Origin of the sequence: Pseudomonas sp. CFII68, from assembly GCF_000416195.1 — a bacterium.
GTDB classification, from domain to species: domain Bacteria; phylum Pseudomonadota; class Gammaproteobacteria; order Pseudomonadales; family Pseudomonadaceae; genus Aquipseudomonas; species Aquipseudomonas kilonensis.
In genome coordinates this window covers 17,301-34,341 of the sequence record NZ_ATLN01000118.1, presented here as the reverse complement: position 1 = coordinate 34,341, position 17,041 = coordinate 17,301, and the positions used below count along the sequence as shown (strand labels likewise).

Sequence of the window (17,041 nt, the reverse complement as noted above, 5' to 3'; positions counted from 1 at the left end):
CGGGCAAGCCTTGCTCCCACAGATAAGTCCCACACTTCATAAACGGTGTCCGGCTTTGGCTCTGTTTATCGGGCCATGTAGGACTCCCGAGCGAGGTTACGCTGCCTTGCTTCATTGCCTACAGCTACGCCAGAATCCGCCGGCTTGTGCGCTTGGCTCGTGGCTTTTACTGTTTCCGGGTCGCTGATTTCAGCGATCGGGTTTGGTAGCCCGCGAGTCAACTAGGCGCAAGCGCCACCTTCTACAGATGCTCTCTCGCGTCTGTGTCATGGTGGCCGTGCGCAGGGAGACCTTCGGGCGCGCCGGGTTCCTAGTGCTCCGGTCTACCAACCCGCGTACGGCCGCCACCCAATCGTTTGGTAGCGAGGGTGTCGGCTCCTGAAAATGAATACTAGGAGTTACACCATGTTCAAGATCACCCCCAATCCCCCCCGAAGACGAATCCAAAAAACTCAACGAAGCCGCCGACCGCGCCCTCGCCTTTTACCTCGTTCCAAAGCCTGAAAAACCCACTCCACCACCGGGCCAGTTGTTCACTGTCGCGCAAAACGCGGACCTGGAATGCCTGCTGGCCAACCTCAGCGAAACCCTCGCCTCGGTCAATGCCATGGCCAACGAACTGGCCTTTGATTTGGAAGGCGCGCGACGAAGTTTTGCCCTGGGGATCCAGCAGATGGTCGAGCTGAGTGAGTTGCTGGCGAACCGCGCCCTGGACATCGCTGCGCCGCGATAAGCGCTCCCCTCCCTTCAAGCCAAGTGACAAATGAAGGAGAGGGAAACTTATCCCCTGTGGGAGCAAGGCTTGCCCGCGATGAAGGCGACACGGTTTCAGGGGGACCGAGGGGCCTGCATCGCGGGCAAGCCTTGCTCCCACAGATCAATCTCCTAGCCACAAATTGTGTGTCCGGCTTTGGCTCTGTTTATCGGGCCATGTAGGACTCCCGAGCGAGGCTACGCTGCCTTGCGTCGCTGCCTACAACTACGCCAGAATCCGCCGGCTTGTGCGCCTTGGAGGCCCTCGGTAACTTGATTCCCGTCACTGCCCTTCAGTGATCGGGTTTAGTCGCCCGAGGTTTTCAGCGGGTTCACAAGCTTCGTCAGTCAGGTATTTCATCCCTGCACTTGATGGTGGTTGTGCGCAGGGCGCCTTCGGGCGCGCCGGTAATGCTGGACTCCCCGGTCGACTAACCTGCGCACAGCCGCCGCCCTGTGGCGAGGGGATTTATCCCCGCTGGGCTGCGCAGCAGTCCCAAAACCTGAGCTCGCAGTTTGTCTGGTGGACTGCATTCACTGCTCTTGGGGCTGCTACGCAGCCCAACGGGGATAAATCCCCTCGCCACAATGAATGCTCACGCCATTAGATTTTCAAAGGTAAGGCTATGCCTCTCACACGAAGCTATAAGCACACGATCATCGAACGCGTCAGGTGTGATCCTGAATTCGCCAAAATCCTGCTGGATGAAGCCGTCACTCTGCTTTTGAACGGAGAGCAGGAGATGGCGAGAATGATCCTTCGCAATCTCTTCAATGCCATCTGAGGAGCTTGCTCCCGCTGGGCTCTGTAGGAGCTGGCGAAGCCTGCGATCTTTTGATCTTCCCACTTGGGACTCAAGCGCCTGTGAAAAGATCGCAGCCTCGCTTCGCTCGACAGCTCCTACGCGCCCCAGCGGGAGCAAGCTCCCTCGCCACAAAAGCAATCACTTGAAGATCTGTTGCTACTGTTAACACCAGCCCTGCGACCCTACACCGCACGTGGCCTTTTTACTTCTCAACCCCGATCAGGCTAAATACCGCCACCTGATCGCCCAACCGAGCGGATTGCCCCATGTCCCGACAACGGCTTGCATTTGCCTGGATCGCCTGCTTCGCAGTGCTGTTCAACATGCTTGCCATGCCGCTTTCCAACAGTGGCGGTGCAACCGCCAATTCGCCAGCCGAGCAACTGCTGTGGGGCAGTTTCTGTTCCTCCAGCGGCACGAAAATGGTCGCGGTGTCCCTGGGCAAGTTCGAACAGGGCACGCCACAGAAAGACAATCACTCGACCATGCAACATTGCTGGTGCTGCTCAGGTTCAGCGCCGTTGGTGGCGCTCGCCGGGCATGTCCCGCAGTTGTACCTGGATGCACAGCTGGCCCATCGCGGTGCCGTCCATTCGACGCTCGACAGTCCCACACCACGCCAGCAATGGCCCAGCCTCAACCCTCGCGCTTCGCCTCTGGCCTGATTCTTCCCGCATCAAACTGCGCCCCTGAATCGTTCCGGAGAATTGCCATGTTGAACAGACTTATCCTGCTGGCTGCCCTATTGCTTCCCGTCGGCTTCGCCCAAGCTCACCAGTACAAGGTGGGCGAGCTTGAGATCGCCCATCCGTGGTCCCAGGAGTTGCCGCCCAACGCACCGACCGTGGCCGCGTATTTCGTGATTCACAACGGCGGCACCACCGCCGACAAGCTGCTCAGCGTCGACTCGCCGATTGCCGGCAAGGCCGAGCTCCACGAGCATGTGATGCAAAACGACCTGATGAAAATGCAGCCGGTGCCCGTCGTTGATATCGCCCCCGGTGCGACCGTCACCTTCGCGCCGATGGCGTATCACGTGATGCTGCTGGACCTGAAGGACCGCAGCCTGCTCAGCGATGGCAAACGCTTTGCCATGACCCTGCATTTTGAAAAAGCCGGGGATGTCACGGTCGACGTCGCGGTGCAGAAAAAAGCACCCGACGGCACCAAGACGCACATGCACGCCCAGTAGTCGTAGCCGCCCGTGCAACCTCTTCGCGCCAGGCAGTCCATGCCCCGCCGTCAGCCCATGAGCCTGACACGCGGCAGTTGGATCAGCCTGTTCGCCATGCTGATGATCTTTATCGGTCCGCTGATTTCCCAGTCGATGCCGATGGGTCAGCGCATGTCCATGCCTGTGTCCATGGACACGAACATGGAGATGGGCATGGACATGTCTGCGCACGAAGCGCCGGCAGCCGAACACTGCCCGCCCCAGAGCGAGCACCATGCGTTGTGGGAAAAGTGCGGCTATTGCAGCCTGCTGTTCAATTGCCCCGCACTGCCTGGCGGTCACACCTTCGCGGTCTTCGACACACCCCACACCAACACCTACACCAGCCCTTCCCCACGCCTGGGCCATGCCCGGCCAGCGTTCTTCCCAGGTGCCCGCACCCGCGCACCGCCCCTCGACGCGTAAGCCCGACACTTACCCAACCCGGTCGTACAAGACAGCCCCAGGCTGCCCGACCGCGTCGTCTACGTTTGTTCGATGGAATCATCATGTCCAGGTTTTCTGCTGACATCGCTTTGGGCGCTGCCCAGGTTCGCTGCCCCCTGAACGAGCCACGAGTTCGTTTACGCCAAACCATCGCCGCCCTGTGCGGCCTGCTGCTCACCCCACTCGTACTTGCCGATGAGCACGAGCATCACGACAAGCAGGTCGAAGAACTGAGCCCGACGGTCATCACCGCCATCGCCCCCAGCTCGCCCCTGACCATCGTCACCAACCCCAAGGACCCGCGCCAACCGGTGCCGGCCAGTGACGGCGGCGACTACCTCAAGACCATCCCCGGCTTCGCCCTGGTGCGCAACGGCGGCACCAATGGCGACCCGGTGTTGCGCGGCATGTTCGGCTCGCGGCTGAACATCCTCACCAACGGCAGCATGCTGTTGGGTGCTTGCCCAGGCCGGATGGACGCGCCGACGTCCTACATATCGCCGGAAACCTACGACAAGCTCACCGTCATCAAAGGCCCGCAAACCGTGCTCTGGGGCCCCGGCGCATCGGCCGGGACCGTGCTGTTCGAGCGCGAGCCGGAACAGTTCGGCGAGCTCGGCACCCGGGTCAACGCCAGTGTACTGGCCGGCTCCAACGGCCGTTTCGACAAAGTGGTGGATGCCGCCGCCGGTGGGCCGCTGGGGTATGTACGGGTGATCGGCAACACCGCGCATTCGGACGATTACCGCGACGGCAACAACGACAGCGTGCCGTCGCGCTATGACAAGTGGAATGGCGACGTCACCCTCGGCTGGACCCCTGATGCCGATACCCTGCTGGAATTGACCGCCGGCAAGGGTGACGGTGAAGCGCGCTACGCCGGGCGCGGCATGGACGGCTCGCAGTTCAAGCGCGAAAGCCTCGGGCTGCGTTTCGAGCGCTCGAACATCGGCGAGGTGCTGGACAAGGTCGAGGCCCAGGTCTACTACAACTACGCCGACCACGTGATGGACAACTACACCCTGCGCACGCCGTCCGGCACCGGGATGATGGCTGGGCCCATGGCCTCCAACGTCGACCGCCGCACCCTCGGCGCCCGCATCAAGGCCACCTGGCGCTGGGCTGATGTGCAACTGATCAGCGGCCTCGACGCGCAGACCAACGAGCATCGCCAACGCAGCAGCATGGGCGTGGACACCTACAAGGACCTGCCGTACACCAAGGACGCCGACTTCCACAATTACGGCGTGTTCGGCGAGCTGACCTGGTACGCCGCCGACCGCGACCGAGTGATCACCGGCGCCCGGCTCGACCGTGCCTCGGCCAAGGACTACCGCCAGAGCCTCGGTTCCGGCATGTCGGCCCGACCCAATCCCACCGCCGATGACACCCGTGCCGACACGCTGCCCAGCGGTTTCGTCCGCTACGAACACGACTTGGACGACAGCCCCACCACCCTCTATGCCGGCGTGGGTCACGCGCAACGCTTCCCGGACTACTGGGAGCTGTTCTCGGCGAACGTCGGCCCCAGCGGCTCGCTGAATGCCTTCGACGCGATCAAGCCGGAGAAAACCACCCAGCTCGACTTCGGCCTGCAGTACAAGACCGAAACCCTCGAAGCCTGGGCGTCGGGTTATGTCGGCCAGGTGCGCGACTACATCCTGTTCGATTACACCCCTGGGATGATGGGCACCACCTCCCGGGCCGAGAACATCGATGCACGGATCATGGGCGCTGAATTGGGTGCGGCCTACAAGCTGAGCGAGCGCTGGAAAGCCGACGCCACCCTGGCCTATGCCTGGGGCAAGAACAGCAGCGACGGCAGCGCCCTGGCGCAAATGCCGCCGCTGGACGCGCGCCTGGGCCTGACCTACAGCGAAGACCGCTGGAGCGCCGGCGCCCTGTGGCGTGTGGTGGCGGCGCAGCACCGGGTCGACGAGAACAAGGGCAATGTGGTCGGCAAGGACTACGGCAAGAGTTCGGGCTTCGGCGTGTTCTCACTCAACGGCGCCTACCGCATCAACCAGCACTGGAAGGTCAGCAGCGGCGTCGACAACCTGTTCGGCAAAGCCTACGCCGAGCACTTGAACCTGGCCGGCAACGCCGGGTTCGGCTACCCGGCGAACGATCCCCAGGCCATCAACGAACCGGGGCGCACGCTCTGGACCAAGGTGGATATGAGTTTCTAAAAGCATCGCGGGCAAGCCTTGCTCCCACAGGTACTCCATTGCTGAGGGAACACAACGGGGCCCACAGCAATGACAAAGACTGTGGGAGCAAGGCTTGCCCGCGATCGGTTGCGCAGCAACCGAAAAATATAACAACCCAATTTGCCCTGCGGAGCGCTTTCTGATGAGCCAACCGAAACCCAATTTCTACAACCTGGCCTGGCGCTGGCATTTTTATGCCGGGCTGTTCGTGGCGCCGTTCATGGTGATGCTGGCCCTGACCGGGATCATTTACCTGTTCAAGCCGCAACTCGATCCACTGATGTACGGCAGCCTGTTGAACGTGCCAGCCGGGCATCACACCCTGACGGCGGACGACCTGCTCAAGCAGGTCCGCCAGGCCTACCCCCAAGGCCAGGTCAAACAGTACCTGCCACCGGTCAATGCCGAGCGCAGCGCGCAATTCGTGGTGATCGACCAGGGCCGGGAACTGAACGTGTTCATCGACCCGTATCACGGCGATGTCCTCGGCGAGCAGGATGCGAAGAACAACCTGCAAGCCATGGCCCGGGCCATCCACGGCGAGTTGCTGATCGGCACGGTCGGTGACCGGCTGGTGGAAATGGCCGCCGGCTGGGGCGTGGTGCTGGTGGTCTCCGGGTTGTACCTGTGGTGGCCGCGCGGGCAATCGTCAGCCGGCGTGCTGTGGCCGCGCTGGAGCGCACGCGGTCGGCTGTTCTGGCGTGACCTGCACGTGGTCGTCGGTTTCTGGGGCGCAGCATTGCTGCTGGTGATGCTGCTCAGCGGCATGACCTGGACCGGCTTCTGGGGCAAGCAATACGCCAACCTCTGGAACCGCTTCCCGGCGGCGATGTGGAATGACGTGCCCAAGTCCGACGTCGAGGCCGGCAGCCTCAACAACGCCCATCGCCAGACCGTGCCGTGGGCGGTGGAAAACACGCCGATGCCGATGTCCGGCGACCATGCCGAGCACATGGGCCACGGCGGCATGCACGAAGGCCCCGCCGCCCCGACTGTCAGCCTGCAAGCGGTGCAGGACATCGCCACTGAACGCCAGGTCACGCCCGGCTACAGCATCACCCTGCCGACCACGGCCAGCGGCGTGTTCACCGTCGCCGTGTTTGCCGACGACCCGCGTAACGACGCCACCCTGCACGTGGACCAGTACTCCGGCAAGGTCCTGGCCGATGTGCGCTGGGAGCACTACGGCGTCGTGGCCCGCGCCACCGAAACCGGGGTGATGCTGCACGAAGGCAAGATGTTCGGCCCGCTGAACCAGATCATCGTGCTGCTGATTTGCCTGATGATCCTGCTCAGCGCCGTGAGTGGCCTGGTGATCTGGTGGAAGCGCCGGCCAGAAGGCAAGTTCGGCGTACCGCCGCTGCGTCACGACCTGCCGACCTGGAAGACCGGGGTGTTCATCATGCTGGCCCTGGCGGTGGTGTTTCCGTTGGTGGGGGCGTCGCTGGTGGTGGTGTGGTTGCTGGATCGCCTCGTTACCCGGCTCAATCGCCAGCCTGAGATTGCCTCATCTTCAAACTGAAGACAGTGCGTTAACGGAAGGCGGCGCGAAACCTCTACAATCGCGCCCGCCTTTCAAACCACGAACACAGTTCAAACTGTGGGAGCGGGCTGTGTGGGAGCAAGGCTTGCTCGCGATCCAGGCGCTGCGGTCCTCAAGAGACCGCGTCGTTTTCATCGCGGGCAAGCCTTGCTCCCACACAGCCCGCTCCCACAATGAGACTGTGTTTCACACCAAATGCCGAGTAGCTGCATGACCTCCCTAACCCTCTCCCACCTCGCCTGGGCGCCCCTGGGCCATGGCCACTGTCATCACCAGTTCCAGCTGCGTGACGTGACGTTGCAGGTGGCGGCCGGGGAGTTTGTCGGGTTGATCGGGCCCAACGGCAGCGGCAAGACCAGCCTGTTGCGCTGCGCCTATCGCTTCAGCCGGCCGGAACATGGCGAGGTGAAACTCGATCATCACAACGTCTGGAAGCAGTCCTCGCGCTGGTGCGCCCAACGCATCGCCGTGGTCCTGCAAGAGTTTCCCGACGCCTTCGGCCTGACGGTCGAGGAAGTGGTCGCCATGGGCCGCACGCCCCACAAAGGTCTGTTCGACGGCGACAATCACGACGACCGTCGACTCGTGCTCCAGGCACTGGAATCGGCCGGGCTTGCAGGCTTTGGCGAGCATGCATTCGCCACCCTCTCGGGCGGTGAGAAGCAACGGGTGATCCTTGCCCGGGCCCTGGCCCAGCAACCGCAGTTGTTGATCCTCGACGAACCGACCAATCACCTCGACCCCCACTATCAATTGCAATTGCTGCAACTGATCAAGGGCCTGGGCATCGGCACCCTCGCCAGCCTCCACGACCTGAACCTGGCCGCCGCCTTCTGCGACCGCCTGTACGTGATCGAACACGGGCGCATCGTCGCCAGCGGCACGCCCAAGGATGTCCTCACCGTCGAGCTGTTGCGCGCGGTGTTCGGCATCGAAGCCCTGGTGGATGAACACCCGCTGTCCGGCTACCCACGAATCACCTGGATAACCCAACCATGACTTTGCGTTCCCTGCTGTTGCTGCCCTTGCTGCTAGGCAGCGCCCACGCCCTGGCCGAAGCCACCCACTACCCCTTGACGATCCAGAGCTGCAATCGCCAGGTGGTGTTCAACGAGGCACCTCGGCACGCGGTCAGCCATGACATCAACATGACCCAGATGATGCTCGCCCTGGGCCTCAAGCCGCGCATGGTCGGCTACAGCGGCATCAGCGGCTGGAAATCGGTGACGCCCGAGATGACCAGGATCCTCGATGGCCTGCCGGAACTGGCCGCCAAGTACCCTTCGGTGGAAACCCTGCTCAATGCCAACGTCGATTTCTTCTTCGCCGGCTGGGACTACGGCATGCGCGTGGGCGGCGACCTGACCCCACAGACCCTGCAACCGCTGGGCATCAATGTCTATGAATTGACCGAGTCCTGCGCGTTCGTGATGAAGCGTCCAGCGGCCTCGCTGGAGGACACCTACAACGACCTGCGCAACCTCGGCAAGATCTTCGACGTGCAGGATCGCGCCAACGCGCTGATCGCCACGATGCAGGCCCAGGTGGCCGAAGTGCGCAAGCACCTGCCCGCCCAGCAACCGCGTGTGTTCCTGTACGACAGCGGCGAAGACCGCGCCATGACCTCCGGGCGCCTGGGCATGCCCCAGGCCCTGATCGATGCAGCCGGTGGGCGCAACATCCTCGATGACGTGGAAACCAGTTGGACCCGGGTGAACTGGGAGAACGTGGTCGAGCGCAACCCGCAGGTCATCGTGATCGTCGACTACGGCGAAGTCAGCGCCGAGCAGAAACAGCAATTCCTGCTGGACAACCCGGCCCTGCAATCGGTGGAGGCGATCCGGCAACGGCGCTTCATCGTGATCCCCTACGTGCAGGCCACGCCGGGCATCGACAACGTGCTGGCGGTACAAACCCTGGCGCGGGGTTTCCACGGCCAATGAACGGTCGTCGCTACGGCGCCCTGTTGATGTTCCTCGGCGCACTGCTGCTGGTGTCGTGCGTGGTGTCCCTGGGTTTCGGGCCGGCGCGGGTGCCGGTGGCCGTGGTCTGGGACATCCTGCTGAACAAAGCCTTCGGAGTGGGTGACGTACATTGGACGCCCGGCCAGGAGCATATCGTCTGGCTGATCCGCGTCCCGCGGTTGTTGCTCGGGGCCTTGGTCGGCGCCGGGCTGGCGTTGATCGGTGCGGTGCTGCAAGCCGTCACGCGCAACCCGCTGGCGGACCCGCACCTGCTGGGCGTCACTTCTGGCGCGACTCTGGGAGCGGTGATCGTGGTGCTGCATGTCGGCGAGATTTTCGGCCTGCTGACCCTGCCGCTGGCGGCGTTCATCGGTGCGCTGCTGAGCATGCTGCTGGTGCTGACCATTGCTGCCCGCCAGGGTCGCCTGGAAAGTGATCGCCTGTTGTTGTGCGGCGTGGCGGTGTCCTTCGTGATGATGGCGGCGGCCAACCTGTTGTTGTTCCTCGGTGACCATCGCGCCAGTTCGGCGGTGATGTTCTGGATGCTCGGCGGCCTGGGCCTGGCCCGCTGGGAACTGCTGGCGGTGCCGGCGGCCAGTGTGGTGCTGGGACTGGTGTTGCTGCTGGGCATGGCCCGGCCGCTGAACGCGCTGATGGCCGGCGAACAGACCGCCGTGACCCTGGGCCTGAACGCGGCGAAGGTGCGGTGGTGGATCTTCTTGATCGCCTCGCTGATGACCGGCGTGCTGGTGTCCATCAGCGGCTCGATTGGCTTTGTCGGGCTGATGGTGCCGCACATTGCCCGGCGCCTGGTGGGCGCCGAGCATCGTCGGTTGCTGCCGGCTTGTGTGCTGCTTGGCAGCCTGTTCCTGGTGTGGGTGGACGTGGCGGCGCGGACGTTGATCGCGCCGGAAGACTTGCCGATTGGTGTCGCGACAGCCGCTATCGGCGGACTGTTTTTCATTGGCCTGATGCGCCGCCGCTGAACGGCGTCTTTTCCTGAATCACAAAAATCACCTGTGGGAGCGAGCTTGCTCGCGATAGCGATGGATCAGTCAAATCAGAGGTGACTGACACACCGCTATCGCGAGCAAGCGCGCTCCCACAGGGGCATCGCAACTCTCTCGCCCCAATGTGGCGCACCTCTTCGCACCAGCCCCCACAATGCGTTCACTCATGGTGCAACCGCTCGAACACGTCCCACGCCAACCCCGCATTTCAACGCCTTCCCCCGACCGGGCACACCCCTTGCAAAAGCGCTTTCAGCGTTTGCATCTGCCCTCAAAAAAAATTCATAAGTCCACGGAGATCGCACAATGAAGCGTCGTAGCTTGATCAAGGCTTTTACACTCTCGGCAAGCATTGCCGCGATGGGCATGGCCTGGACCGTCCAGGCCGCCGAGACCATCAAGGTCGGCATCCTGCATTCGCTGTCCGGCACCATGGCGATCTCCGAGACGTCCCTCAAGGACATGGCGCTGATGACCATTGATGAGATCAACGCCAAGGGTGGTGTGAACGGCAAGAAGCTTGAAGCGGTGGTCGTGGACCCGGCGTCGAACTGGCCGCTGTTCGCCGAAAAAGGCCGTCAGTTGCTGACCCAGGACAAGGTCGCCGTGGTGTTCGGCTGCTGGACCTCGGTGTCGCGTAAATCCGTGCTGCCGGTGTTCGAAGAGCTCAATGGGCTGCTGTTCTACCCGGTGCAATACGAAGGTGAAGAGATGTCGCCAAACGTGTTCTACACCGGCGCCGCGCCGAACCAGCAGGCGATTCCGGCGGTGGAATACCTGATGAGCGAAGAAGGCGGCAGCGCCAAGCGTTATTTCCTGCTGGGCACCGACTACGTCTACCCGCGCACCACCAACAAGATCCTGCGCTCGTTCCTGCACTCCAAAGGCGTGGCAGACAAAGACATCGAAGAGGTCTACACCCCGTTCGGCCACAGCGACTACCAGACCATCGTGGCCAACATCAAGAAGTTCTCGGCCGGCGGCAAGACCGCCGTCATTTCCACGGTCAACGGCGACTCCAACGTGCCGTTCTACAAAGAACTGGCGAACCAGGGCCTGAAAGCCACCGACGTACCGGTCGTGGCGTTCTCCGTGGGCGAAGAGGAACTGCGCGGCATCGACACCAAACCGTTGGTGGGTAACCTGGCGGCGTGGAACTACTTCGAATCCGTGGAGAATCCGGCGAACAAGAAATTCGTCGATTCCTGGAAAGCCTACGCCAAGGCCAAGAACCTGCCAGGCGCCGACAAAGCCGTGACCAACGACCCGATGGAAGCCACCTACGTCGGCATCCACATGTGGGCCCAAGCCGTGGAAAAAGCCAAGTCCACCGACGTCGACAAAGTCCGCGAAGCCCTGGCCGGCCAGACCTTCGCCGCACCGTCGGGCTACACCCTGACCATGGACAAGACCAACCATCACCTGCACAAGCCAGTGATGATCGGCGAGATCCAGGCCGACGGTCAGTTCAACGTGGTCTGGCAGACCGAAGGCCCGATCCGCGCCCAGCCTTGGAGCCCGTTCATCGCTGGCAACGACAAGAAGCCTGACTATGCGGTGAAGAGCAACTGAGCCTGGGAACAAGCCCCTAACTCTGTGGGAGTAAAGCTTGCTCACGATCGCGGTCATCCAGACATACCGCCATCGCGAGCAAGCTTTGCTCCCACAGGGTCCGTCGTCGCCTTACAGGACGTAGCTATGTCCCTTTATCGTTTGTTCCTTCTAGCATGCTTGCTGCTACCAATGGCCTCACACGCCGGCGACGCCGAAGACTTCGTCGCCGCCAACCCGACCCAGCAGGCCAAACTCCTGGAAAGCTGGGCCGCGCAGCCGGAGCCTGAGCGCGTCGAACTGATCAACGCCCTGCAACAAGGCCAGTTGACCGTCGATGGCCAACCCAAGACCCTGCGTCTGAACAACCGCTTGCGCGGGCTGATCGAAACCGCCCTCGCCAGCCATCAACTGCTCGCCGTCGATGCCCACGTACGCCTGGCTGCCGCGCAGCAACTGCAAAAAAGCGCCCGCCCCGCCCAACTGGCGTTTCTTGATCGGCAACTGGCCGGCGAGCAGGATGAAGATGTACACGCCGCCCTGAGCCTGGCCCTGGCGAACCTGCAACTGGTAGACGCCAACCCGAACGTACGCCTGGCCGCCGTCCGCCTGCTGGGGGAAACCGGCGATCCGCTGGCCCGCACCCGCCTGGAAGGTTTGCTCGAACCCGGCGTCGAAACCGATGCCGCTGTGCGCACTGCTGCCGAAACCAGCCTCAGCCAGGTCAAACGCAAACTCCTGGTGGGCGAGTTGCTGGGCCAAGCCTTCAGCGGCATGTCCCTGGGTTCGATCCTGCTGCTCGCCGCCCTCGGCCTGGCGATCACCTTCGGCCTGCTGGGGGTGATCAACATGGCCCACGGCGAAATGCTGATGCTGGGTGCCTACTCCACTTATGTGGTGCAGATGCTGTTCCAGCGCTTCGCCCCGAACGCCATCGAGTTCTATCCGCTGATCGCCCTGCCGGTGGCGTTTTTCATCACCGCCGCCATCGGCATGGCCCTGGAGCGCACGGTGATTCGCCACCTCTATGGGCGTCCACTGGAAACCCTGCTCGCCACTTGGGGCATCAGCCTGATGCTGATCCAACTGGTGCGCCTGGTGTTCGGCGCGCAGAACGTCGAAGTCGCCAACCCGGCCTGGCTGTCGGGCGGCATTCAGGTATTGCCGAACCTGGTGCTCCCATACAACCGCATCGTGATCATTGCCTTCGCGCTGTTCGTGGTGGTGCTGACCTGGCTGTTGCTGAACAAGACGCGCCTGGGCCTGAACGTCCGCGCCGTGACCCAGAACCGCAACATGGCCGCCTGCTGCGGCGTGCCCACCGGGCGGGTGGACATGCTCGCCTTCGGCCTCGGCTCGGGCATCGCCGGGTTGGGTGGCGTGGCCCTGAGCCAGATCGGCAACGTCGGTCCGGACCTGGGCCAGAGCTACATCATCGACTCGTTCCTGGTGGTGGTGCTCGGCGGCGTCGGCCAGTTGGCCGGTAGCGTGTTCGCCGCGTTCGGCCTGGGCATCGCCAACAAGATCCTCGAACCGCAGATCGGCGCCGTGCTCGGCAAGATCCTGATCCTCGCGCTGATCATTCTGTTCATTCAGAAGCGTCCGCAAGGCCTCTTCGCGCTCAAAGGACGGGTAATCGACTGATGAACCAGCCCCTGATGCTCACGGCCACGCAAAAGGCCGGTCCCAAAGTTACCCTCGCCGTTGGCATGCTGATCCTGGCCGTGCTGTTGAGCTTGCCGCTACTGTCGCTGCTGGCGGCGGACAATCCGCTGCACGTCTCGGCGTATACCCTGACCCTGGTGGGCAAGATTCTCTGCTACGCCATCGTCGCCCTGGCCCTGGACCTGGTCTGGGGCTATGCCGGCTTGCTCTCCCTGGGCCATGGCCTGTTCTTCGCCCTGGGCGGCTACGCCATGGGCATGTACCTGATGCGCCAGGCCGCTGGCGATGGCTTGCCGGCGTTCATGACCTTCTTGTCGTGGACCGAGCTGCCCTGGTACTGGGCCGGCACCGACAGCTTCCTCTGGGCCATGTGCCTGGTGGTGCTGGCGCCGGGTTTGCTGGCGCTGGTGTTCGGTTTCTTCGCCTTCCGTTCGCGGATCAAGGGCGTGTATTTCTCGATCATGACCCAGGCCCTGACTTTCGCCGGGATGCTGTTGTTTTTCCGCAACGAAACCGGGTTTGGCGGCAACAACGGCTTCACCAATTTCCGCTCGATCCTGGGCTTTGGCATCACCGAGCCGGGCACCCGCGCGGTGCTGTTTTTCGCCACGGTGTTGTTGCTGGTGGCGAGCCTGTTCATCGGCTGGCGCCTGGCCCGCAGCAAGTTCGGCCGGGTGCTGACCGCCCTGCGCGACGCGGAAAACCGCCTGATGTTCTGCGGCTACGACCCCCGTGGTTTCAAGCTGTTCGTCTGGGTGTTGAGCGCGGTGTTGTGCGGCTTGGCCGGGGCGTTGTACGTGCCGCAGGTGGGCATCATCAACCCCAGCGAAATGTCGCCGACCAACTCCATCGAAGCCGCCGTGTGGGTCGCCCTTGGCGGGCGCGGCACACTGATCGGACCGCTGCTGGGTGCCGGCGTAGTCAACGGCATGAAGAGCTGGTTCACCGTGGCGTTTCCTGAGTACTGGCTATTTTTCCTCGGTGCGCTGTTCATCGTCGTGACCCTGTATCTGCCCAAGGGCGTGATCGGTCTGCTGAAGAAAAGAGGTGAACAATGAGAATCACAGCGAGTGCCGAATTCATGCTCGAACCCGCCTTCTTCCCGCCGGAACCCAACCAGGACGCTGGCAGCAGCCGCGACGCCATCGGCCTCGGCCAAGCAGCCGGCGTGGGCCTGAACACCCGCCACGGCACCATCCTGACCCTGGAAGACATCAGCGTCAGTTTCGACGGCTTCAAGGCCTTGAACGATTTGAACCTGTACATCGGCGTCGGCGAGTTGCGCTGCATCATCGGCCCCAACGGCGCCGGCAAGACCACGCTGATGGACGTGATCACCGGCAAGACCCGTCCCAGCCATGGCAAGGCCTGGTTTGGTGAAACCCTGGACCTGACCAGCATGAGCGAAGTGGCGATCGCCCAGGCCGGCATCGGTCGCAAGTTCCAGAAGCCTACGGTGTTCGAAGCGTTGAGCGTGTTCGAGAACCTGGAGCTGGCGCTCAAGACCGACAAGTCGGTGTGGGCCAGCCTGCGGGCGAAACTCACTGGCGAGCAGCACGACCGTATCAACGAAGTGCTCGAGACTATCCGCCTCACCACCTCGGTCAACCGCGCCGCCGGGCTGCTGTCCCACGGGCAGAAGCAGTTCCTGGAGATCGGCATGCTGCTGGTGCAAGACCCGCAATTGCTGTTGCTCGACGAACCGGTGGCGGGCATGACCGACGCCGAGACCGAGTTCACCGCCGAGCTGTTCAAGTCCTTGGCGGGCAAGCATTCGCTGATGGTGGTGGAGCACGACATGGGCTTCGTCGGCGCGATTGCCGACCACGTCACCGTGCTGCACCAGGGCAGCGTGCTGGCCGAAGGGTCGCTGGAACAGGTGCAGGAAAATGAGCGGGTGATCGAGGTGTATCTCGGTCGCTAGACCTGCAAACACATCCCCCTGCGGGAGCGGGCGTGTGGGAGTGAGCCTGTGGGAGCAAAGCTTGCTCGCGATAGCGGCGCCTCGGTCTATCGGAAGGACCGCGTTATCGTTCATCGCGAGCAAGCTTTGCTCCCACAGAAAGGTATTGCTTCTACAGAAAGGTATTGCTTCTACAGAAAGGTTGCTTCTACAGAAAGCTATTGCTCCCACAGGGGACTTGAGGGGAATTCAAGACATGCTGCAAGTCGACAAACTGCACCAGTACTACGGCGGTAGCCACATCCTGCGTGGCCTGTCGTTCGACGCCAAGGTCGGCGAGGTGACCTGCCTGCTGGGGCGCAACGGCGTGGGCAAGACCACCCTGCTCAAATGCCTGATGGGCCTGTTGCCGGCCAAGGAAGGCGCGGTGAACTGGGAAGGCAAAGCCATCACTACGTTCAAGCCACACCAACGGGTGCATGCCGGCATCGCCTACGTGCCCCAGGGCCGGGAGATTTTCGGGCGGCTGACGGTGGAAGAAAACCTGCTGATGGGCCTGTCGCGCTTTCCCGGCTCCGAAGCCAAGGAAGTGCCGGCATTCATCTACGAATTGTTCCCGGTGCTGCTGCAAATGAAACAGCGCCGTGGCGGTGACCTGTCCGGCGGCCAGCAACAGCAGCTCGCCATTGGCCGGGCCCTGGCCAGCCGTCCACGCCTGCTGATTCTCGACGAGCCCACCGAAGGCATCCAGCCCTCGGTGATCAAGGAGATCGGCGTGGTGATCAAGAAACTGGCGGCCCGGGGCGACATGGCGATTTTGCTGGTGGAGCAGTTCTACGACTTCGCCGCCGAGCTGGCCGATCAATACCTGGTGATGTCCCGGGGCGAGATCGTGCAGCAGGGCCGTGGAGAAAATATGGAAGCCGAGGGTGTGCGCGGGCTGGTTACGATCTAGTCTTAGCGTCCCGACGATCATTAGAAAATCATGAATCTACCTGTATCGCCATCAGCCCTGTTCACCCCCAGCTGGCACGCCGAGCTGGACTTGGGTTATGCCCGATTCGGCGACTGCACACGTCCGGTTCAGCGCCGCCACAAAGGTCCGTTGCGGGTGCAGAAGCACTTGTACGCCGAGGGTCCCGAGGTGTGCCAGCACATCATCGTCCACCCGCCTGGCGGGATTGCCGGCGGTGACCGCCTGGACATCTCGGCCCACGTCGGCCCGGGCGCCTGGGCGCAGTTGACCAGCCCCGGCGCGGCCAAGTGGTATCGCGCCGCCGCCCCTGCGTACCAGCAGTTGACCCTGAGCGTGGCCCCCGGTGCGACCCTGGAATGGCTGCCCCAGGAAACCATCGTCTTCAGCGCGGCCCAGGCCGAACTCAGCACGAGCATCGACCTGCAGGGCGACGGGCGCCTGTTCTACTGGGACATGGTTGCCCTCGGCCGACCGGCCAGCGGCGAGCGGTTCGACCTGGGGCATTTCCAGTCACGGTTGGACATTCGCCGCGACGGCCAGTTGCTGTGGCATGAACGCCAGCGCATTGTGGGCGGTGATGGGTTGCTCGACTCACCCATCGGGCTGGACGGTGATCCGGTGTTTGCCACGTTGCTGGTGACCGGCGAGATCGACAGCGAGCTGTTGGAGCAGTGCCGATCCCTGGACCATGCCGTGCGCGGCGACCTGACCCAATTGCCCGGCCTGGTCGTGGCCCGCTGCCTGGCAAGTGAGGCGTTGCTGGCGCGGGGGTGGTTGATTGAATTGTGGCGCTTGCTCAGGCCTGCATTGCTTGGAAGAGAGGCCGTGCCTCCGAGAATCTGGAGTACATGAATCTGCTTTCCTGTCGGAGCAATGGCATGCAAACAATGAATTTCTGTGGGAGCAATGGAGTGGAAGCAATGAATTTCTGTGGGAGCAAAGCTTGCTCGCGATGAACGATGACGCGGTCTTTCTGATAGACCGAAGCGCTGCTATCGCG

General features: G+C 62.8%; 14 protein-coding genes and 2 pseudogenes. All 16 read left to right on the top strand.

Going from position 1 to position 17,041, the window contains the following annotated elements; all coding sequences use genetic code 11:
* Positions 1-405 precede the first annotated feature (405 nt).
* The 16 genes and pseudogenes from CFII68_RS0126190 (at position 406) to CFII68_RS05375 (ending at position 16,893) form a co-directional block, all read left to right on the top strand.
* Positions 406-733, top strand: a pseudogene (locus CFII68_RS0126190) (DUF6124 family protein).
* Between the two features lie 646 nt (positions 734-1,379).
* Positions 1,380-1,532: pseudogene (locus CFII68_RS27770) on the top strand (addiction module antidote protein); the annotation flags it as partial.
* Between the two features lie 293 nt (positions 1,533-1,825).
* Positions 1,826-2,224, top strand: a complete 399-nt coding sequence (locus CFII68_RS05310) for a DUF2946 domain-containing protein (RefSeq protein ID WP_018611911.1) — start codon at positions 1,826-1,828, stop codon at positions 2,222-2,224.
* Positions 2,225-2,271: 47 nt separating this feature from the next.
* Entirely contained in the window at positions 2,272-2,751 is a 480-nt protein-coding gene (locus CFII68_RS05315; protein ID WP_018611909.1) for a copper chaperone PCu(A)C, read from the top strand.
* A 57-nt stretch (positions 2,752-2,808) separates the two neighbouring features.
* Complete coding sequence (locus CFII68_RS05320) at positions 2,809-3,198, top strand: DUF2946 domain-containing protein (protein ID WP_018611907.1); 390 nt, start codon at positions 2,809-2,811, stop codon at positions 3,196-3,198.
* Positions 3,199-3,281: 83 nt separating this feature from the next.
* Positions 3,282-5,408 carry a TonB-dependent copper receptor gene (locus CFII68_RS05325; RefSeq protein ID WP_018611905.1) on the top strand — a complete coding sequence of 709 codons (2,127 nt, stop codon included), beginning with the start codon at positions 3,282-3,284 and terminating at the stop codon, positions 5,406-5,408.
* Between the two features lie 163 nt (positions 5,409-5,571).
* Positions 5,572-6,951: a PepSY domain-containing protein gene (locus CFII68_RS05330; protein ID WP_018611903.1), complete on the top strand. Its 1,380-nt coding sequence runs from the start codon at positions 5,572-5,574 to the stop codon at positions 6,949-6,951.
* A gap of 231 nt (positions 6,952-7,182) precedes the next feature.
* Complete coding sequence (locus CFII68_RS05335) at positions 7,183-7,971, top strand: ABC transporter ATP-binding protein (RefSeq protein ID WP_018611901.1); 789 nt, start codon at positions 7,183-7,185, stop codon at positions 7,969-7,971.
* Positions 7,968-8,915 (top strand): ABC transporter substrate-binding protein, encoded by a 948-nt coding sequence (locus tag CFII68_RS05340; RefSeq protein WP_018611899.1) that lies wholly within the window; start codon positions 7,968-7,970, stop codon positions 8,913-8,915. Before CFII68_RS05335 ends, CFII68_RS05340 begins: the two co-directional genes overlap by 4 nt.
* Entirely contained in the window at positions 8,912-9,922 is a 1,011-nt protein-coding gene (locus CFII68_RS05345; RefSeq protein ID WP_018611897.1) for an iron ABC transporter permease, read from the top strand. The genes CFII68_RS05340 and CFII68_RS05345 overlap by 4 nt, the downstream gene beginning before the upstream one ends.
* A 330-nt stretch (positions 9,923-10,252) precedes the next feature.
* Entirely contained in the window at positions 10,253-11,518 is a 1,266-nt protein-coding gene (urtA, locus tag CFII68_RS05350; RefSeq protein WP_014336360.1) for an urea ABC transporter substrate-binding protein, read from the top strand.
* A 126-nt stretch (positions 11,519-11,644) separates the two neighbouring features.
* Positions 11,645-13,141 (top strand): urea ABC transporter permease subunit UrtB, encoded by a 1,497-nt coding sequence (gene urtB / locus CFII68_RS05355; RefSeq protein ID WP_033062853.1) that lies wholly within the window; start codon positions 11,645-11,647, stop codon positions 13,139-13,141.
* Positions 13,141-14,220 carry an urea ABC transporter permease subunit UrtC gene (gene urtC, locus CFII68_RS05360; RefSeq protein WP_018611893.1) on the top strand — a complete coding sequence of 360 codons (1,080 nt, stop codon included), beginning with the start codon at positions 13,141-13,143 and terminating at the stop codon, positions 14,218-14,220. Before urtB ends, urtC begins: the two co-directional genes overlap by 1 nt.
* On the top strand, positions 14,217-15,086 hold the full coding sequence (gene urtD / locus CFII68_RS05365) for an urea ABC transporter ATP-binding protein UrtD (protein ID WP_018611891.1): 870 nt from the start codon (positions 14,217-14,219) through the stop codon (positions 15,084-15,086). The genes urtC and urtD overlap by 4 nt, the downstream gene beginning before the upstream one ends.
* A gap of 235 nt (positions 15,087-15,321) precedes the next feature.
* Positions 15,322-16,020, top strand: coding sequence for an urea ABC transporter ATP-binding subunit UrtE (urtE, locus tag CFII68_RS05370; protein WP_018611889.1), 699 nt, complete (start codon positions 15,322-15,324; stop codon positions 16,018-16,020).
* 30 nt (positions 16,021-16,050) lie between these two features.
* A complete protein-coding gene (locus CFII68_RS05375) occupies positions 16,051-16,893 on the top strand; it encodes an urease accessory protein UreD (RefSeq protein WP_018611887.1) in 843 nt (280 codons plus the stop codon).
* Positions 16,894-17,041 lie beyond the last annotated feature (148 nt).